The sequence below is a fragment of the Mesorhizobium sp. M1D.F.Ca.ET.231.01.1.1 genome (genome assembly GCF_003999155.2).
In the GTDB taxonomy this organism is placed as follows: Bacteria; Pseudomonadota; Alphaproteobacteria; order Rhizobiales; family Rhizobiaceae; genus Mesorhizobium.
Genome location: NZ_RZOZ02000018.1, coordinates 13,320 through 33,401, shown reverse-complemented (window position 1 = coordinate 33,401; position 20,082 = coordinate 13,320). Strand labels below are relative to the sequence as shown.

Annotated in this window: 16 protein-coding genes; 5 read left to right on the top strand and 11 right to left on the bottom strand. The window is 58.5% G+C overall.

What is annotated here, in order from left to right; genetic code table 11:
- Positions 1 to 119 precede the first annotated feature (119 nt).
- Entirely contained in the window at positions 120 to 1,490 is a 1,371-nt protein-coding gene (locus EN874_RS30255) for an MmgE/PrpD family protein (protein ID WP_168247672.1), read from the bottom strand.
- A gap of 542 nt (positions 1,491 to 2,032) precedes the next feature.
- Here EN874_RS30255 and EN874_RS30250 point away from each other — a divergent pair.
- Positions 2,033 to 3,616: an ABC transporter substrate-binding protein gene (locus tag EN874_RS30250; RefSeq protein ID WP_127426799.1), complete on the top strand. Its 1,584-nt coding sequence runs from the start codon at positions 2,033 to 2,035 to the stop codon at positions 3,614 to 3,616.
- A gap of 88 nt (positions 3,617 to 3,704) precedes the next feature.
- Here EN874_RS30250 and EN874_RS30245 read toward each other — a convergent pair whose 3' ends face one another.
- Positions 3,705 to 4,319, bottom strand: a complete 615-nt coding sequence (locus EN874_RS30245) for a helix-turn-helix domain-containing protein (RefSeq protein WP_245513763.1) — start codon at positions 4,317 to 4,319, stop codon at positions 3,705 to 3,707.
- Between the two features lie 236 nt (positions 4,320 to 4,555).
- Between EN874_RS30245 and EN874_RS33895 the strand changes: the two genes are divergently transcribed.
- From EN874_RS33895 to EN874_RS30230, 4 genes are all read left to right on the top strand, one after another.
- Complete coding sequence (locus EN874_RS33895; protein WP_165349819.1) at positions 4,556 to 4,717, top strand: hypothetical protein; 162 nt, start codon at positions 4,556 to 4,558, stop codon at positions 4,715 to 4,717.
- The gene (locus tag EN874_RS30240; protein WP_127426798.1) at positions 4,714 to 6,114 is read left to right on the top strand and encodes a cytosine permease; all 1,401 of its coding nucleotides are present in this window, start codon (positions 4,714 to 4,716) and stop codon (positions 6,112 to 6,114) included. The genes EN874_RS33895 and EN874_RS30240 overlap by 4 nt, the downstream gene beginning before the upstream one ends.
- Positions 6,115 to 6,177: 63 nt before the next feature.
- A complete protein-coding gene (locus tag EN874_RS30235) occupies positions 6,178 to 7,326 on the top strand; it encodes an alpha-hydroxy acid oxidase (protein ID WP_245513761.1) in 1,149 nt (382 codons plus the stop codon).
- A gap of 191 nt (positions 7,327 to 7,517) precedes the next feature.
- Positions 7,518 to 9,023: an aldehyde dehydrogenase family protein gene (locus EN874_RS30230; RefSeq protein WP_127426797.1), complete on the top strand. Its 1,506-nt coding sequence runs from the start codon at positions 7,518 to 7,520 to the stop codon at positions 9,021 to 9,023.
- Positions 9,024 to 9,295: 272 nt separating this feature from the next.
- Here the strand turns inward: EN874_RS30230 and EN874_RS30225 are convergent, their stop codons facing one another.
- The 9 genes from EN874_RS30225 to EN874_RS30185 all read right to left on the bottom strand — a co-directional run bounded on the left by EN874_RS30225 (position 9,296) and on the right by EN874_RS30185 (position 20,082).
- A complete protein-coding gene (locus EN874_RS30225) occupies positions 9,296 to 11,746 on the bottom strand; it encodes an FAD-dependent oxidoreductase (protein ID WP_127426796.1) in 2,451 nt (816 codons plus the stop codon).
- 64 nt (positions 11,747 to 11,810) lie between these two features.
- Positions 11,811 to 12,548 carry an SDR family NAD(P)-dependent oxidoreductase gene (locus EN874_RS30220; RefSeq protein ID WP_127426795.1) on the bottom strand — a complete coding sequence of 246 codons (738 nt, stop codon included), beginning with the start codon at positions 12,546 to 12,548 and terminating at the stop codon, positions 11,811 to 11,813.
- Entirely contained in the window at positions 12,548 to 12,991 is a 444-nt protein-coding gene (locus EN874_RS30215) for a MaoC/PaaZ C-terminal domain-containing protein (RefSeq protein ID WP_127426794.1), read from the bottom strand. The genes EN874_RS30220 and EN874_RS30215 overlap by 1 nt, the downstream gene beginning before the upstream one ends.
- A gap of 1 nt (position 12,992) precedes the next feature.
- A complete protein-coding gene (locus EN874_RS30210) occupies positions 12,993 to 13,400 on the bottom strand; it encodes an OB-fold domain-containing protein (protein WP_127426793.1) in 408 nt (135 codons plus the stop codon).
- Entirely contained in the window at positions 13,397 to 14,575 is a 1,179-nt protein-coding gene (locus EN874_RS30205) for a hypothetical protein (RefSeq protein WP_127426792.1), read from the bottom strand. The genes EN874_RS30210 and EN874_RS30205 overlap by 4 nt, the downstream gene beginning before the upstream one ends.
- A gap of 17 nt (positions 14,576 to 14,592) precedes the next feature.
- Positions 14,593 to 16,281 carry an ABC transporter permease subunit gene (locus tag EN874_RS30200; RefSeq protein ID WP_127426791.1) on the bottom strand — a complete coding sequence of 563 codons (1,689 nt, stop codon included), beginning with the start codon at positions 16,279 to 16,281 and terminating at the stop codon, positions 14,593 to 14,595.
- Positions 16,278 to 17,825: a carboxyl transferase domain-containing protein gene (locus EN874_RS30195; RefSeq protein WP_168247671.1), complete on the bottom strand. Its 1,548-nt coding sequence runs from the start codon at positions 17,823 to 17,825 to the stop codon at positions 16,278 to 16,280. The genes EN874_RS30200 and EN874_RS30195 overlap by 4 nt, the downstream gene beginning before the upstream one ends.
- A gap of 2 nt (positions 17,826 to 17,827) precedes the next feature.
- Positions 17,828 to 19,399 (bottom strand): AMP-binding protein, encoded by a 1,572-nt coding sequence (locus tag EN874_RS30190; protein WP_127426789.1) that lies wholly within the window; start codon positions 19,397 to 19,399, stop codon positions 17,828 to 17,830.
- Between the two features lie 32 nt (positions 19,400 to 19,431).
- The gene (locus tag EN874_RS30185) at positions 19,432 to 20,082 is read right to left on the bottom strand and encodes a TetR/AcrR family transcriptional regulator (RefSeq protein WP_127426788.1); all 651 of its coding nucleotides are present in this window, start codon (positions 20,080 to 20,082) and stop codon (positions 19,432 to 19,434) included.

Here is a 20,082-nt window from a genome sequence, read left to right as displayed (position 1 = left end):
CTGGCGAAAGCACACATTCAACAGACACGCCAAGTCCGGCTCATCACGGGCGCCTATCTCGCAAGCATTCCTTTGAAATCCGGCCTCACCTGACCCAGCAGCCAACCGATGCCTTCTGCTCAGTTCGCCTGCAACCGTTGCGGAAAAGTGAGAAGTGCAGCCAGCTTGGAAACGTCCTTCACCTCGTCGATACCGACGACCAGCGATTCAATTTCCTTCAGTTCCCGATCCGAGAAGACCTTCGCAAAATCCATGCATTTGCCGAATTTGGCGAGGACCTCATTGATTCCGAAGCGGCTGTTATCCGGTTCGCCTGGCGAGTCGTGGCACAGTTTCGAGAAAACCCTACCGTCCTTCATGGTGATGGTTATGGGACTGTCGAACGCTTCCACCCCTCCCTTCGGCCAGTCCTGGTGAACCGTCACGCTGACCTTCTTGCGCGCCTCATGCCATCTGGGATCCGTGGCCTTTTCATCGGAGAAGCTGCTTAGGAAGACTGTGTCGTCAAAGAAGCAGGCGACCGTGCAATGAGGCAGGCTGAATCGCGCCTCTTCAGCGCTTGTCGGCTGGTCATACTTGAGGATTTGCGCGTGCGTGACATTGATCCCATGGTCGATATTTGCGACGTCGATCCATTTGATCTTGTGCTCTCGGATCAGTTCGAGAAGTCCATCCATGTTGCGATGCTTGAAGAAGCAGCATGGGTATTTCTTTATGCCGACCGCGTAGATGCGATAGCCATCACCGAGGGCGAGATCAAATTCCGGCGTGTCGGCCCACAGATAGCCGAAGCCGTGGGAGCCTTCCAGAATATCTGACTGACCGGTGTAACCCAATGCCGCGAGCTCGGCCGCGCAGATCCCGTTTCGACCCGAAAAGCCGGCTTCGACGATATGAGCCCCACTGCCAGTCTGTTTCAGGATTCCCGCGGCCTGAGACGCGGCGAGGCTGATCGCTGTGGTGGTCTGATCGACATTAAGCCCCATCAGCTTTGAAGCTGCCGCAGCGTTTCCGATGGTCCCGAGCGCTGCCCAACTCGCCCAACCCTTTTTCATTCCTTTGTCAAAGGCCAAGCCAAGCCGTGCGGCGACCTCGTAGCCCAGGATCAATGCTTCAAGCAATCTCGCCCCCGACAAGCCAAGCTTCTCTGACAAAGCAAAGACCGGCGGCCAGTGACCACACGAATACATCGTCTCGGGAAAACTGTCGTCCTCGAGCTCGGTCGCATGAGCAGCGTTGGCATTAGCAATCGTTGCATACTCGACTGGCGCCCGGATGCCGGTGCCAAATATGCCAGCGTCAGTGACTCCGCCTTTTGCTTGCACATAGCGGATCACAGTTTGCCCGACCTTCATCCGGGTTCCGGCCACATTCATTCCGATGTGACTTAGTCCCAGGATCTTGGCGTAGTCGACAACGTCGGCCGGGATATGCCTCAAGCCGGTGGCTACAACGAATTCCGCGATCTCACGCGTGGTCCGAGCTCCCATTGGTGCCCTCCTACAATTGCGAAAACAACCTTTCGCCCACAAATCCCGTATTTCGGGACAAATATCCATTTTTTCAAACCTAACCACAGAGTGGATTCGGTGTCAAACCTTAATCGCGCTGGGGACTCCGTCTCAAAACAAGGAACATCAAGCGACCTCCTTCTGCGCGCCGCGGCACCGATCGATAGCGGCAGTTTTTTGCCCACTCCAGGCACCCGGCCACATTCAACAAGGACCGATAGATTCGTCCTGCGACGGTTGGGAAATTCCAATTATTCCAGCATAAATCCTACAACTCGATTGTACGATCTGCCCAGAACCGATAACCGCCAGCGCTTCGGGAGCCGTGGCGGAATTTCGCAACTTCACAGAATGAAACACCTTGTGGCGTTGTTGAACACGACATGACCCGGCTCCGCCGGGCAGATATCCAAGAAAAAACTCTACATGTCGTCTTGACAGTTTAGCAGCCGACGATAGTCTCGGGCTCGGGATCTAACGTTCGTTAGAAGCCGCACAACGCGGCAAGGGAGGAGCTACGCATGTCGACTGAGCGCAAAGCTACAAATTGTCTGGCTACCGTCGGCGAAATCAATCGGCGCGAATTCATTGGTGGCGCAGCGGCAGCCGGAATAACAGCCCTAATCGCCAGTTCCACGATCTCGAGCCCCGCGAAGGCACAGACGCCACAGAGGGGCGGCATCCTGCGGGCTGGCATGCAGGGCGGCGCTACGACAGACAGCCTTGACCCGGCCGTATGGACAAGCCAAGTGCCTTATTGCTTCGGGCGCCAGTGGGGCGAGCAACTTGTCCAGATTGACGCCGCCGGCGCGGCGCAGCCGGCACTCGCCACTGAGTGGGGTTCCTCGAAGGACGCGAAGGTCTGGACGTTCAAGATCCGCAAGGGCGTGCAGTTCCACAACGGCAAGGAAATGACGCCGGCCGACGTCGTAGCGACGATGGAGCGTCATTCAGACGCAAAATCCCAGTCAGGTGCGCTGGGCATCATGGGTGGCATCGCAAGCGTCAAGGCAGACGGCGACACAGTCGTATTCACGTTGAAGGATCCCAATGCCGATCTGCCATTCCTGATGGATGACTACCACCTGATGATCCAGCCTAACGGCGGTAAGGACAATCCAACTGCGGGCATTGGCACCGGGCCGTACAAAATCGCGGTAAACGAGGCCGGCGTTCGGCTTGGCGGCGAGAAATTTGCTAACTACTGGCGCGATGATCGTGGCTTTGCCGATCAGATTGAAATCATTGTCGTCAATGACACGACTGCCCGCACTGCAGCCCTGCAAGGTGGACAAGTCCACATGATCAACCGCGTCGAGCCAAAGATCGTCAATCTGATCAAGCGGGTACCGGGGGTTACAGTCCACAACGTTGCCGGCAGGGGCCACTACGTCTTCATCATGCACTGCAACACTGCTCCATTCGACAACAACGATTTGCGTCTGGCTCTGAAATACGCTCTCAATCGTGAGGAGATCGTCCAGAAAATCTTGATGGGATATGGCTCAGTTGGCAACGACACGCCCATCAACAAGGCCTATCCGCTTTACACGGAACTTGAGCAACGCAAGTTCGACCCCGAAAAGGCGGCTTTCCACTACAAGAAATCAGGCCACAGTGGTTCGGTGCTTTTGCGCACATCAGACGTCGCCTTCCCAAGCGCGGTGGACGCCGCGCAACTCTATCAGCAGAGCGCCGCCAAGTGCGGTATCAAGATCGAAGTCAGGCGAGAGCCGGGCGACGGCTACTGGTCGAGCGTCTGGAACAAACAGCCGTTCTGCGCCTCCTACTGGAGTGGCCGGCCGACCCAGGACCAGATGTTTTCTACCGCCTATTACTCCAAGGCCGACTGGAATGACACGCGCTTCTTCAACGAGAAGTTCGACAAAATGCTGTTCCAGGCGCGCGCCGAGCTTGACCACGACAAGCGCAAGGCGATCTACGCCGACATGGGGTCGATTGTACGCGACGAGGGTGGAGTTATTGTACCCATGTTCAATGACTTCATTGACGCTGTCGGGCCGAAGGTCGGCGGATGGGCTCCCAATGGCAACGAGGAACTGATGGGCGGCTATGCGTTGTCGAAATGCTGGGTAACCGGCTGACTCGGGTCCTGCCTTCGCGAGTTCGCGTCGCGGCCTCACGATCCCTCAGGCGCTTCTTGCCGGCGCATTGCGCACCGCCGGCCCCATCTCAAATCATTGGAGGAGTGCATGCACACACAACGACAGCAATCTCATCTCCGATGTTTCTAAGCTTGTACGGCTCGCCGTTAAGGACCTGAAATCCGCCTTCCGGTCCAATGCGGCGAACTAAACCACCGGCTTCGACCTCGACAGTACCTTGGATCACCATGGCCGCCGTCTCTCCCTGGTGAATGATCGGTTCCTCCCCGGTTCCCGCGCCTGGCTGGTAGTGTTCGAAAAACAACTGCAGCCGCTTGTCTCGGCGTTCTGCGGCCAGCATGCGGATGTCCGTCTCACCGCGGAAGACGACCGTCAACTCCTGAGCTTCGGCGAAAATCACATTTGTCTGGGAGATCGGCAGAGCAAAAAAGTCCGCCAAACTCACAGGAAAGGCCTGGAGAATGCGATGCAGAGAAACCAGCGATGGCGCATGCGACTCCTGTTCGATAAGCGATATCGTAGCGTGGGTCACACCAGACCGCTTGGCCAGTTCGCGTTGGGAAATGCCTGCGGCCTCTCTCAGAACCTTTAGGCGCGCTCCCACAGCCAAATCGGCCGCCTCGTCGGTCTGCTTTGCGCCCCGCCGGTCGCGGATTGCGGTCGATAACTGTCTGCGTGCCAAGTGCCATGCTCCACAACCAAACATTTCTGATGGGATGCAACGCGAATACAAGCGCGTCAAGCGGCGACAAGCCTCTTGTTTGTTAAATAAATTATGCCAATATGGATGAAATTTTTGACAGCAGCATTCCGCCGGGAGCCTGCAGAGCGGCGGCATCTGACAGGTCGTCGTAAAGAACATCGCCTCTTGTGAAAGGGCGTGCAAGGCATGAACCAAACATAGCAGGGAGGGAAACTATGCGAACCGAAACACTTGAACCCGAGCTTGAGAGACGCCTGGCCCTCATCGAGGCTCAGGACAGCTTGAGCGCCGATTTTGATTTGACGGCCTGGATTGCGCTGATTGCTCTTGGGGTGGTGCTACCTGTCATCCTGCTTCTGGTTGGAGGCTTGGCATGACAAAGGTTGCTGATGACTTTTTGGTCGAAGCCGACAAGAGCGCGTGGCCACTTTTGCCAGGTGAGCGCACATGGGGAGGCTGGCGATTGGGCATTTCTCTCGCCACCGCTGCCGCGGCAACCTGGTGCTACATCATCGGGGAGTACGTCGGCTACTACCTCGGTTTCTGGAAGGGCTTTGCCACACTTTTCGCCGGAAGCATGATCGGCATGCTTATCGTTGCTCTAGCGGCAGTTCCAGTCTGTATCCGTTTCGGTGTCGATTCAATCGCCTCGGCAAAGCCCCAGTTCGGTACCTCGGGGTGGATCATCCCGGCCATGTTGCAATTCATATCGATTGTCGGTTGGAACTCGCTGCTGCTGATATTTTTTGGGCGGTCGACCACACAGCTTTTCTATGCTCTTGGCATTATCAGCGAAGGATCTGGCGCCGTGTTGGTGCCAATCACCGTTGTCGTTGCTGTGTCCCTGACCTTCTTCTTTTTGCTGAAAGGCTCTCTGGGAGTCGATCGCGTCGCAAAGGTTCTGGTCGCCCATGTGTTCATTGGTTTCTGGATGCTCTACGTGTTGCTTACCCACGAATGGGATAAGCTCATCTCGGCCGTGCCAGCTTCTGCTAACGCCGACGCGCAATGGAACTACGTAACGGGGATCGAGATCGGCATCGTCTCGCTGCTGTCCTGGTGGCCCTATATAGGCGCTATGGTACGAATGGCCCCCAACGGGCGCACCGCCGCTCTTCCGATCATGCTAGGAATGGGCGCGCCGGTTCCGCTTTTGTGCGCGATCGGAATAGCAGGCATTCTGGTTCTTCAGGTCTCCGATCCCGCGCAGTGGTTGAGAACAATCGGCGGACCGATTTACGGCGTTGTCGCCTTGATTTTCGTGGCAGCGGCCAATCTCGGAACTGCAGTAGCCGGCGTCTACGCCTCCTCGATAGGACTCCGCCACATTCCCGTTTTGTCGAGATCCCCATGGCCGGTACTTCTGGCGATCTCCTTGGCGCCAGTGGCTATCGTGGGGCTGCTAATACCTGAGATGTTTTTTGCAAACTTCGGGACTTTCCTGGCGTTTATCGGACTTGGATTTGCTCCACTTTGCGGCATCCAAATTGTGGATTACTATTTCATCCGGCGTGGCAACGTGAACGTTCGTGGCCTTTTTGAGACCGGCCCCAACGCCGAGTATCGATACTGGGGAGGCTTCAATCCTGCTTCGATCATTGCAATGGTCTGCGGATTTGTGACCTACAACTATATTCTCAATCCGATATCCTACGCGAGCCGCTTTCCTTATGAATATCTGACGGCATCGCTTCCGACCGCCGTCGTGGGCGGAGGTGTCTACTGGCTTCTGACGATCCTTTTCGTGCGCCCGGCCGGAAAGGGAGGATATTGAGCTCTGCTCGGTGCTGGCGGGGGTACGGTACCCCCGCCACATTGTGGCTTATCGAGGGACTTCTTGGTCGACTTTCTCAACTACAGTGAGGCGCGAGAATTGGCCAAGGCCAAGCTTCCCCGCGGCATCTTTGAATTCGTGGATCGCGGGACAGGAGATGAGTTCAGCCTGCGCCACAACAGGCGCCAGTTTGAAGCGGCTAGAATCCTGCCACGAGTGCTCACGGGAGGAAGCCCTCGTTCGCAGAAGGTCGAGATCTTCGGCGAAACCTATAGCGCGCCTTTGCTGGCTGCGCCGACCGCATTCGCAGGTCTGGTCTGGTTCAAAGGCGAGATCGAGTTGGCCAGAGCAGCAGCAGCATATGGAATCCCTTTTTGTGCAGCGACAGAAGCGATCACCGGGGTTGGCGAGATTGCAACAGCTGTTGGCACGCCGATCTGGTTTCAGCTTTATCTGTGGGACAGGGAAGAACTTTCCCAAGACCTTATTGAAAAAGCCTGGACAAACGGCGCCCGAACATTGGTTGTGACCGTCGATACACCGGTTCTTCCAAAGCGGGAATACAACGTCCGCAATGGCTTCGATATTCCTTTCAGATTCGCGCCGCGCAATGTCTTCGATGTAGCGACGCATCCGCGATGGGCGGTCGGGGTCCTAGGCCGCTATCTTGCGGCTGGGGGCCTGCCGAACTTCGCCAACTATCCTTCTGAATATAGGGCCAACATCCTGAGCCGAGGGAGTGCGCGTTCGATGTCTTTGGCGCCTAATCTGGATTGGGATTGCGTCCGTCGCATTCGGACGAACTGGAAGGGAAATCTGGTCATCAAAGGGATCCTGCGCACAGACGATGCCCTGTTGGCTTTGAAGATCGGCGCAGATGGTATCGTAGTCTCCAACCACGGGGGACGAAACCTCGACGGAGCCGTCGCGCCTATTGAGGTCCTGCCTGACATTGCTGATGCGGTTGGTGATCGTCTGACCGTCCTTGCAGACAGCGGCGTGCAGCGAGGCTCGGATATTTTCAAGTTGCTTGCGAGCGGAGCGAAGGCGGTTCTGCTTGGCCGAAGCCTGCTCTATGGCACCGCTATAGCTGGATCGGCGGGCGCCCTGCGGATGATGCAAAATCTTGGTGAGGAGCTCGATGTGGCAATGGCTATGAGTGGCTGCAGATCGCTGAAAGAAATCGATCGCAGCCTGCTTGCAAAGGCGTAGGGATCCAGCCTCTTAGGCCGCCAAGTATTCGCAACTCCGTCTCCTGCCCAATGCTGGTTTCGGGTGAATATGGTGCCCCAATCTCATTGAAATCGATGTGACCGGCTCGCGGCGCTCCCTTGTGCGTTAAAAAAAAATGACATACCGTTAAAATTATTAAACGCCCATCAGCCCGAGGGAAGGAAGCACATATGAACGCAATTTCGGAACTCGAGCGGCTCTCCGGGTCGCTCTATATCGATGCACGTTACGTGCGAAGCGAATCGGCGACCCGTTTTGATGTCATTGATCCCGCGACCGAAAGGCCTGTCGGATGGATCGCCGATGCAACTGACGCCGAGATAGATGATGCCCTCGAGGCCGCCATGTCCGCCAGGAAGCGGTGGGGGGAAATCGATCCTAGAAGTCGGGCTGTCTTACTCCATGATATCGCCGCCAATATCAGGAGCAAGAAGGCTCTTTATGGCCTGCCTTTGACGCTTGAAGAAGGCAAGCCGTACAAGGAGGCCGTCGATGAGGTCTCTTGGTGCGCTACTGCGATTGACTACTATGCCGAGATGGCTCGCCACGAGGCCGGGAGGTTGGCTGGCACAACCGTGCCCGGGCAATTTCATTTCAGTGTCAAGGAGCCGCTTGGGACGGTGGTGATCGTTCTACCGTTCAATTTTCCTCTCGTGCTTCTTTGCTGGGAAGCAGCAGCCGCACTCGCAGCGGGCAATGCCGTGATCGTGAAGCCGCATGAGCAGACAAGTCTCACGACGCTCAAATTTGCCGAGCTGTTTTCAACGCTTCCCCCTGGATTGTTCCAGGTTGTTACAGGAGGTCCTAGGGTCGGCCAGCGCCTCGTGGCAAGCCCTAAAACCCACGGCGTAGCATATACGGGCTCTGTCAGCGTGGGGCAGCAGGTTGCAAGAACATGCGCCGAAACGTTCAAGCCTTGCCTCATCGAAGCTTCGGGAAATGATCCCTTTATCGTCATGCCGTCGGCACCCCTGGAGATAGCGGCTCGTGGAGCGGCATTTGCCGCCTACTTGAACTGCGGCCAGGTATGCACGTCGGCTGAGCGGTTTTACGTTCATGAATCGATCTACGACAAATTCGCTGAACAGTTGGCCGTTGAGACGAAGAAGCTAAGGATCGGCAACGGCCTTGACCATGTCGATATTGGTCCCATGGCAACCCGTAAGCAGCGAGACCGCTTCGAGGCGATGATTGCGCATGCCCGTCAACAGGGAGCTCGCGTAAAAGCTGGAGGAGGTCGTCCAGCCCATATGAATCAGGGATGGTTTGTAGAACCAACCGTTCTCACCGACGTTGCTCCAGAGTTTGAAATTCTCAATGAAGAGTCGTTTGGACCGGTTGCCCCGCTCTGCTCGGTGTCGAGCTTCGACGAAGCAATGACACTCGCGAACCGGTCACGTTTCGGCCTCGGCGCCTACCTCTACAGCCTCGACATGGACGAGACCATGCGTGCCGTCCGGGAGTTTGAGTCCGGAATCGTTTGGATAAATGCACCCTTGCTGGACAATGATGCCCTGCCATTTGGAGGGCGCAAGCTTTCTGGAACCGGGCGGCAATTGGGGCCGGAGGGTTTGGCTCAGTTTCAAAACACCAAATTCGTCATGATCGATCCCAAGGCGTCCACGCAGGACTTTTGGTGGTTTCCATACTCCAAAGAGGAGAGCTTTCGCCCATAAGGGCACAATCCGCAGGCTCCATTAGTGGCGACAACGCACCATCGCAGCATGGTGCGTTGAACGTCCCGGCAACTAGGCTGCACGCTGCACGTAGGCTCGCTGCATATTCAGGGCATCGTCGCCATCCCGCGCCAGCCACTGGCGCGGCGACGCGGATTAGCGAAGTTGGTGTGCGCGAATCTAAAACTTTCGCGACATCAACGAGTTGGCTTTGTTTGACGGATCGTTTCCCAAAACCGCTGCGCAGCTTTCCCCGAAACGCATCAGAGCTTTCAATTGCGTACACGAAGGTTCTGCGGGTCATACCAAGGCCCGAACTGAACCTCCACGGCATAGCGTTTCATCGCGATTTCTACTTCCCACCTGCCTGTTGCCAGCCACTCCTTCGTGACCCCTTCTGCGTTGTTCACATAACCAAGCCCGAGTGACGCGCCAACTCGGTGACCGTAGGCACCAGAGGTGATGGAACCAATAAGGTTGCCGTCGCGCATGAGCGGCTCATTATGATAGAGCATGGGCATCTCTGGCCCGCCCGACAGCTTTACCTGCACCAGCCGGCGTTTCGTGATCCCTTCGGATTTCTGCTTGATCAGAGCATCTCGGCCTAGAAAGCCACCGGACTTATCGAGCGAGACCGCGAACCCCACACCACCATTGTAGGGCGTATCCTCCTCGCCAATATCATGACCCCAGTGGCGATATCCCTTTTCCATGCGCAGGGAATTCAGAGCGAAGAAGCCGCCGTGTCGAAGGCCCAGATCTCGTCCAGCCTCCAGGATCTCTTCGTAAACATGCGCGGCAAACTCGCTCTCGACATAGATTTCGTAGCCGAGTTCTCCGACGAAGGTCAGCCGGCTGGCGCGGACGCGGGCATAGCCAAGATCGATCTCGCGACTGGTGCCAAAGGGGAAGGCATCGTTGGCGAAGTCATCCGGTGAGACGCGCGACATGAGCTGGCGCGTCTTTGGGCCCATCAATGCAATCATCGGAAGGCCGGAGGTGACATCCGAGATGCAAACTCGCGCACCTTCTGGCAGGTGCCGTTTGAACCAAGCCAGATCGCGCCGTTGCGAAACGGCGACCGTCACGATGAGGAATGCATCCTCCGCCATGCGGGTAACGGTGACGTCGGCCTCAATGCCGCCGGACTCGTTCAGCCACTGGGTATAGACGACGCGACCAATTTCAACATCGCAATCCCCGGCGCAGATCCAGTTCATGGTCTTGAGGGCATCGGGGCCCTCGACCCGATACTTCACGAAACAGCTATGATCGAAAAGTGTCACATTCTCTTGCGTGTTGCGGCACTCCACACCGACATTGGCAAACCAGCTCGGGCGATAGTAGGAATACTCAATATTCGCGACCTCTTGCGCCGTGCCGTAGAAGCCAGGTCGTTCCCATCCCGCCGCCTCGGTCATGAACGCTCCGGCTGCGACCAGCCGGTCATGAAAGGGAGAGCGCCGCACACCGCGGGCGGAGACGAACTGTCGGCTCGGCCAATGCATGTCGAAATTGAGACCCAAAGTCTCCACGGTGCGATGCTCGAGGTATTTACGGTTTCGCTGGAAGCTTTGGGTGCGGCGTACGTCAACGTCTATCAGTTCGACCGGCGGCCGACCGTCACGGATCCAGGCCGCAAGCGACTTACCCACCCCGCCTGACGACAGGATTCCGAGCGAATTGAAGCCGGTAGCGCAGTATAGCCCGGAGACTTCAGCCGTCTCGCCGAGCAGATAGCGGCCGTCAGCGGTGAAGCTTTCTGGCCCGTTGAAAAAGAGCTGCATCCCGGTTTGGGCCAGCAGAGGCACACGATTGGCCGCAGCCTCCAGATGCGGCGCGATGTGGTCGATATCGTCTGGAAGGGCGTCGAAGCAGAAATCCGTTGAGATGCCGTTCTGGCCCCAAGGTTTTGCTACCGGCTCAAAAAACCCGACAAGCAGCTTGCCGGCATCTTCCTTATAATAGGTCCACTCGTCCCCGAGGAACATAACCGGAAGGTTGCGCGGCAGATCGGGAATTGCCTCGGTGACCACATAGAAATGTTCAGCAGCGTGTAGCGGCATGGTGACGCCGATCTCGGCCGCCAAATCCCGCGACCACATACCGCCGCAGATCACGACAGTGCGGGCGTCGATCCTGCCTTGTTCGGTCATTACGCCCACGGCATGGCCGTTCTCGACCAGGATCTTCGTCACTGGCAAGTTTTCAATGATGTGAACCCCACCGGTTCTGGCGCCTTTCGCGTATGCCATTGTGACATCGGCCGGATTGACTTGACCGTCATGCGGGAACCAGAACCCTCCAACGATGCCGTCGAGATTGACCGGCCCCCATCGCTCCTTGATCTCCCCCGGCGTCATGGCCTCGACGGGAAGCCCGAAGTTGCGCCCCATCGAGGCGCCTCGCGCCAATTCCTCATACCGGGCCGGCGTTGTCGCGATGCGTAACGAGCCGTTTCGCTTGTAGCCCGTGGCCTGGCCGGTCTCTTCCTCAAGGCTCATGAACAGTTCGCCAGTATATTTCGCCAGCTCTGTCATGCGTTGCGTGGCGCGCAACTGGGTGACCAAACCTGCGGCATGCCAGGTCGTGCCGCACGTCAATTGACGGCGCTCGCAAAGCACCACATCCGTGATGCCGATTTTTGCCAGGTGGTAGGCGATCGAGCAGCCCGCGACCCCACCGCCAACGATCACGACGTCAGCCTTGGAAGGAATATTCATGTCTCATGCCTTTGGATTGCTGATCATGCCCAGTCGACCCGAGGGGCAGTGATCGAAGGAGCTGTCAGATGATGGACCCGCCATTCACACCGATGATCTGGCCTGTGACATAGCTTGCATCATCGGAAAGAAGGAAGGCGACCACGGAAGCGATTTCAGAAGGATCCCCCTCCCGACGCAGGGGGATATTCTGCAACCAGCCTTTGCGGACATCAGCTGGAACCGCCTCCACCATCGCCGTGGTTATCGTTCCGGGCGCGACCGCGTTCACCCGCACGCGATGACGAGCATGTTCGAATGCGACGGTGCGGGTCAGGCCTACCAGGCCGGACTTGGCGGATGAGTAGTTGGACTGCCCGAACGCTCCCCACCGCGCTTCCGATGAAAGATTGACAATAGAACCGCCCTTGGCCGTCATGTGCGGAATCGCGATCTGGCATCCCAGCCAAGGACCTCGCAGATTGACGTCGATCACATCATTCCAATCGTCGTCTTTCATCTTCAACAGCGAACTGTCACGCGTCATCCCTGCGTTGTTGACAAGCCCATCCAGGCCTCCGAATGTGTCCACCACGCGCGCGACGCATTCAGTCCAGCTCACACGACTGGTAACATCCAGGAATAGCGCTAGCGCCTGACCCGTCGCAGCAGAGATCTCCCCGGCTACCGCCTCCGCGCCGGCGAAATTGCGGTCCGCCACGGCCACCACCATCTCTTCATCAGCCAGCCGCTTGGCTGTGGCTTTGCCGATGCCTTGTGCCGCGCCGGTGACAAGCACCACCCTGTCCTTCAGACCACGCATCAGGCTGCTCCGCCAATCATATATCTGTTGTAACCAGACTGGACGGTCTCTCCGTTCTGGTTGGTGATCACGACATCAACTTCGACGACGCCTTTTGATGGATCCTTTGATGTCGGTTTTTTCGAAGCGACCCGATAGGTCTGCTGAAGACGATCGCCCGGCGAGACCGGCAAGAGCATGCGTCTTTGCGTCTCCAGGAAAGCCAGGATTACCCAGCTATCCAATTCGGGACAGCGCAATCCTTCACCAATGGCGTGAACCAGCAGTCCATGGGCTATGCGGCCCGAATAAGGCGTGTTGGCCCTGACCCACTGGTCGTCCATATGGAGGGAATTGAAATCGCCTGTGACACCGGCGAAGTTGACGATGTCGGCTTCGCAGATGGTGCGGCCTGCCGAAATATATTCGGCGCCGACTTCGATCCTGTCGAATGTAATTTCCATGTCAGACCTTTGTAAAACAGGGCATGATCAGCCCGGGGTGTATTTCGCGGAAGGCGACCTTCAGGCTCATGTCGCAGCGAAGATTTTCTTCCGGCACGTCCACAATCCATGTCGTCATGCGCGGGCCCTCAGCCAATTCGACGATGGCCAGGGTAAAGGGTATGAAGCTGGCAAACTGCGGGTGAACCGACCGCTTCACGATCGTGTAGGAATGAAGCGTGGCTTCACCCGACGCCTCAATCCATTCCGGCTCTCGGTCGGGTGCGCCAATGACGTGAGCGCGTGGATAATATTGGAAGCGACCACTGAGCGGATCGCGCTGCAACAGCAATTTGCCGTTTTTGGCGGCATCGAACCAAACGCTCGAAACCGCGTCCTGTACGGGAAGGATCGAATCCATCTCAGTCATTTTGCGGCTCCCAGGATCAGCGTGGCGGTGGCCGAGAGCCAACCGCCGGTACCGTTGACGAGGCAAAGCTCAGGAGAGCGCAGTTGCAGGCCGGGGCTATCTCCGCGCAGCTGACGGACCGCTTCGATCACGGCGTACATGCCGCGGCGCCCGGAATGGTTGGAAGAAAGACCTCCGCCATCCGTGTTGATCGGCAGACGACCGTCGGGACCGAGCTGGCCAGAGGCGATGAAGTCACCAACCTCACCCCGTTTGACAAATCCGAGCGCCTCGAGCGTCAAAGCCACTGTGATCGTGAAGGAGTCGTAGATCTGGGCGACGCGAATATCTTCGGGCGTCAGCCCAGCACTGGCAAAGGCGCGGCGTCCGGAAAACTCGGCGGCTGTGGTTGTAAGGTCAGCCATCTGGTTTATCTGCCCGTGGCTGATTGCTTCTCCAAAACCGAGCACCGCCGGGCCACCGCGTCGGGTGTCGCGCGCTTGATCACGCGATGTCACGATGATCGCGCCGCCAGAATCGCTCACCACGCAACAATCGAGTTTATGCAGGGGTGTCGAGATCATGGTCGACGACAAGACGTCGTCGACAGTGATCAGGTCGCGATACATGGCTTGCGGGTTGCGGTTGGCGTACGCCCGCATCTGCACCGCGATTTGCGCCAATTGCTCCGGTTTCAATCCGAACTGGTGCATATAGCGGGTCGCGGCAAGCGCATAGGCGGAGATCGTCGAGACCCCGTATGGAACCTCATATTGGCCTGGACCGGTGGGACCGGTGTTGAAGTCGGTCGCCGGCAGGCGCCAAGATCGCCCCGAGGCAGCGTAGCTGATGACGACAACCTTGCAGAGGCCGGCACGGATGGCAGCAACGGCATTGCCGACGTGGCTCAGCGTCATTGCCCCTCCGATGTCGGTGCTGCAAAGCCAGGACGGGCGTAGGCCGACATATTCCGCGACTTCCACCGCTGACAGCTGCCAGCCGGCCTCGGCAGGAAATGACGCAGCCGTGGCAAAGCCGTCGACATCGGCGACCGTCAAGCCTGCATCCGCCAACGCCCCGGCAACTACCTCCGCGTGGATCTGGAAAGGATGGATGTTGGGTGCCTTTCGCCGTGGCGACTCGTAGGCGCCCACAATGCAGGCGGAGCCTGTTGGAAAGCTGTCGTTTGAACTCATTCGCGTTCCTCTTCTTTTCAGCCGGCTTTTCTGGCGGACCGAACGCCGTAGATCAGTGCGCCTACAAGGACCGGAGCTGTAACAATCGCCGCGACGGCCGATACGGCGGGGGTGATGCCGCTGCGCAGGAGCGAATAGATGGTGACCGGCAGGGTCTTGTCGAAACTGGTCTGGAACATCGCGATGACCGCTTCGTCCCAAGACGTCACGAAGGAGATGATCAAGGAACCGATGACGGCGGGGATGATGTTCGGCACGACGATGGACCAGAAGGCTCTTATGTTGCCGGCACCCATGGTCCATGACGCCTGCTCCATCGATATGTCGACAAAGGACAGGGCGTTAGCCAGCACCAAAAACGTCAGCGGAACGCAAAGCACGGCATGCGCGAGGACCAGCCCCGCGTCGGTACCAATCAGACCCAGTCTGCCCTGGACATCGAAAATGCCGATCGCCAGAAGGATCACGGGAACGATCAGCGGCGCGATTGCAATCACCTGGATCACGCCCTGCCAGAAACCGGAGCCCATGCGCGCCCCGGCGCGTGCGAGCGCAAGACCGGACAATGTCGATAAAACCGCGGTCGCCAAGCCAACCCGCACACTTTTAAGGAAGGCTTCGACCCAAGTGTCGGACGTGACGACTTCGGCGAACCACTTCCAAGTGAAGCCGACGGGCGGAAAACGAATCTGGGTCGTCTCGGTAAAGGCAGTGGGGATGACGATGAGGAGCGGCAGGATCAAAATGATCATCACCGCGCCAAGCGCAGCCGCGCAAATGAGAGTGGTTCCAGTCAACCTTAGTGGCTCGTCTGCCGCTGCACCGCGCGTGCCTGACTGGACCGGAGCCAATATCCCTTTGCCGCCAACGCGCAGGGCGATCAGGTAGCCCAGCGTGGATACCAGCAGCAGCACCACGCCCATCGCCGCAGCCTTGCCCCACTGATAGATCTGGATTTGCTGCTGGATGAAGATCGGGATGGTCAGGTTGTGCGGCCCGCCAAGGATCGCAGGCGTTAGAAAAAAGCCCAGCGCCAGCACGAACACGAGCACGGTCCCACTCAGCAATGTCGGCCGTATCTGCGGGAAATAAACATCCAGGAAGACACGGCGCTCGGCGGCGCCCATCGTTCGAGCCGCGGTCAGCAGCGAGACGTCGATTGCTCGCATGGCGGAGACCAGGATCAGTATCAGGTACGGGAGCAGATAGGCGACCATGCCGGTGATGGTCGCAAAGGTATTGTAGAGGAGCGGCAGCGGCCCGAGATCGAACGCGGCAAGGCCTGTGTTTATGATTCCCTGCTGCCCCAAGATCGTCGTAAAAGCAAAGAGCCTGACGATGATGGACACCCAGAAGGGCATCACGATGACGACCATCATAAGTGATGACATCTGGCGCGACAGACGTGAAATGATGTAGGCGGTCGGGAAGGCCAGCATGACGGTGATTGCCGTCGCGGCGATCGCAAGCATCAGACTTTCCAAAACCACCTGCCGGAGCAGGTCGTCCTTCGCGATCGCTAGATAGTTCCCCCAATAGATGCTGTCGAAGACGGCCCGGCCACGCTGGTTCAGGCTGCGCAGCAGGATGCTGTAGAGGGGCCAGAACAGCATCAAGCCGAACAGAACACCTGCCGGCGCCACCAAAGCGAGGCGCCGAGCTCGCATGGCAACGCGTCCGCCGCCGACCGCAACTGCGCTCGTCATGACGCCGGACTTGTGGCTGGGCGCGCGTAGAATAATTTGACAAGCCGGGCCAGGTGGCCGCGCGTATGACGGGGATCGATCATTTCCTCGGCGGAGAAGTTTTCGATCGCGCGCCAGACGGAAGTCTGCGCTTCAAACCGCTTGGTGAGCTTCTCCTTCAAGGCGGGCCGCTCATCAGGAGCAACCGCATTCAACTCTGAACGGAATGCGGCCTCGACTCCGCCCTCGACCGGCATGTCGCCCCAGGCAGCGCTTGGCCAGCTTAGGCGTAAGCTCATGGGGTTGGCGCTACCGGTGGCTACTCCGCCCAGACCATAGGAGCGACGCACTTGCACGGTGTAGACGGGAACCTGTGCCTTCTGGATCGCCCGCAACGCCATTGCACCAAATTTCAGGACGCCGGCTTCTTCGGCTTTCGGCCCGACCAGAAAGCCCGGCACGTCCGCGAGGTAGGCGATCGGGATGTGGAAGCGATCGCACAGCTCCACAAATTTCATTTGCTTGAGCGAGGAAGACACATCAAGCGAGCCGGCCAGGAACCGATTGTCCGAGCCAATCAAGCCGACCACATGCCCTTCTATGCGCCCGAGACCCGTGCGCACTGATCGGCCATAGTCGGGTGCTATCTCGAAGAAACTGTCGGTGTCCGCCACGCAGCGCAGCAGTGCCTGCGCATCATAGATGCGGCGGGCACTTGGGGAGACGATCGCCAGGATCTCTTCCTGGTCATTCGCCGACCAGGTTGGCTGGACGGAGGGAGCCTCGCTCACATTATTCGGCAGATAGGAAAATACCTGCCGCAGCATGGCCAGGGCATCGTCTTCATTTTGCGCCTGATTGTCGATGATGCCGGAGGTGCGGACATGCACGTCGACGCCGCCCAGCGCGAACTTGTCGATCTCAAGCCCCAGCGCCTGCTTGACGACCGGTGGTCCGCCGGCGAACAGGCAGCCGTTGTCCTTGGTCATTACGGAAAAATGCGACAGGTGCGCTCGGGCAGCAGAACTCCCTGCCGTCGGGCCAAGGACGGCGGTCAGAACCGGCACCCGTTCCATGATGTCGAACATTGGAAAAGTTGGCTTGGCCGCCTGCAGCTCCGGATAGCCTATGGCTTCCTGCAGGATGACGGAGCCGCCCACGCCATTGATGAGCAAAATCAGCGGGATACGATAGCCGAACGCGAATTCTTCAATGAAACCGGTCCAGCCACCTTTGTAGCGCGGCAGGTGCACGCCAACGCCGCCTCCCTCGACACTGAAGTCCTCTGCCCCGATGGCAACGGGACGCCCGTCGATCTCACAGAGCCCACAGACAAATGTGGACGCCAGCAATGCTCCGTCCTTCGTCGGGGTAGTCACGAAAGTTCCGATCTCCAGGAAGCTTCCGTCGTCGACTAGCTTGAGGATGCGCTCACGCGCGGTCGATCGGCCATTCTTGTGCTCGCGCGCCACTCGGTCAGGGCCGCCTGAGGCCATGGCGACGACGCGGCGCCGCTCAAGTTCTTCGAGTAAGGGCGTCCACTCAGCATGCGGAAGGCTGGCCATGGTCATGCTCCTACGCTATCGGCGAGCATCGTCGCGCAGATACGGGCGAGCTCGGCTTTGTCGATCTTGGTCGCGTTGCGGACTGGAAATGTTTCCATGAAAAACATGTGCCGCGGCTTCTTGTATGAGGCGAGGCGCTGTAGCGCGAAACCGAGGATTTCGTCCTTTCCGGCGAGCTCTCCCTTGCGCAAGATCACGCAGGCGCACACGGCTTCGCCAAACTCCGGATCCGGCACGCCGACGACCGCGACATCGAGAACTGCGGGATGCTGCCGCAACGCATTCTCGATTTCGGCCGGATAGATATTCTGCCCTTTGGAGATGATCAGGTCCTTGGTGCGACCGACAATGTAGATCCAACCTCCCTCGTCCATGCGGGCAAGGTCGCCGATCTTGAGCCAACCATCGCGAACGGTATCAGCATCGAGCTGAGGGCTTTGCCAATAGTTCCTCATCACCGATGGACCCGCCGTCCAGACCTCGCCCACCTCACCGACAGGCACCTCTGCGCCGTCGGGATCGAGAAGGCGGATCGACTGTCCGGGCACGACCCTGCCGACTGAGCCGGGGTGCCTTTCGATGTCGTCGCCTTCGATAAGCGTCGCCATGCCCGATTCAGTCGATCCGTACGAGATCGTCAGGCTGATGTGCGGCCAGCGCCGGCGGACTTCGGCCATCAGCGCCGGAGGACAGTTCTCGCCCCCTGTGTACCACCATGACATTGTATCGAGAGGCACGCGCTCATCGTTGTCGGCGGCGATCAGATCGCGGAACATCGAGGGAAACATAAGCACGTGGGTCACACGCCACCGACCGATGAAGTCGATCAGACGCCCGGCGCTCCAACCGCGGCTGGGCATGATCGCCACCGTGCCGCCGACGAAAAAGGTCGGAACAGAACTTTCGTTCATCGCAGCCGTGTTGAACATAGGTGCGTTGAGCAGCATGACAGAGCTATGGTCGAGGCCGCGGAATTGCGTAACCTGCTGCATGGCGCACCAGACGATCGCCTGGGACCGCATGGCAACCCCTTTGGGACGACCGGTCGTGCCTGATGTGTAGAGGATCATGTGCACATCATTTGGGATGGGTGCGCCAATCGGTGCGATCGTTGTGGCCAGCCTTTCGAATTCGGCACCACCAGCAACATTCTCCAGCATCACGATGCGAGGCTGCCGGTCGAGGGACGGCAGCGCGCTTTCGAGCGTGGCCATCAAATCAGGTTCCGTGAAGACCACGGCGGCTTCGCAGTCGTTAAGGATCGACGCTATCTCGGGTGAGGTCAGCCGGAAGCTCACGGGAACGAAAGTCAGTCCCGCGTAGGCGCATGCAAAATAAAGCTCGAAGGTCTCGCCGCGATTGAACAGCAGCGTCGCGACGCGATCGCCGGTCTGCAGACCCATGCCGCGCAGCGCAGCGGCAAGCCGAAGAGCTCGCTCTCGCAACTGAGCATATGTCCGTGAGCCATTCTCCCAGACAAGCGCAACCTTGTCGGGCTGCTGCAGAGCCTGGGGGCCGTAATCCCCAAGGATCGACGATACGCAGCCGAGCGCACTCAGATTAGAGCTGACCATGGTGTTGCTTCCACAAAGTTTGACGAGCGACGCTAGCCAGTCGCACGCATCTCAACTGGCGACGCAGGACCGCTTGCGCCACCAGGCGACGCAATGGTTGTGAGGCGCCGGATCCAGAAACGCACCGGCGACTGCTCACGCAATCGGGCCATTACATCCTCGTCGAGGAGGGCATGCAGGCTCAGGCCATCTGCCAGTCCAACAAGGTCCGTCGCTATTGCCTTTCGGTCGATGTCGCCTGGAAGGTCGCCATGCTCTTGAGCGCGCCGCAAAGCGGTCGCTACCGACTTGCGCCAGCCTACCAGGTAAGACTCGACCTCTTCGCGTAACTGCTTGTCGGTTATTGCTTCCACGAAGAAGAAGAAGAAAATTCTGCTCAGGGCCAGCCGCCGGCTGTCTAGCGGAACACTGCCCTCAAGAATCTGCTCGAGCGCCTGGAGGCCATCGAGTGTGGTGAGGACCCGCGTATTGTGCTCTGCCAGAATTTCGGCCGCCCGGCGCAAACCACCGAGCAACAGGTCCTGACGACCGTGGAAGTAATGACCGATGACGCCGGTCGACCAGCCCGAGCGTTCCGCCACGGCACGGATAGTGACCCCCGTCATCCCGGACTCGGCCACGATGTCCAGAAGGACATCGCATATCTGGCGTCGCCGTTCGTTGTGGTTCACAATCCGTGGCAT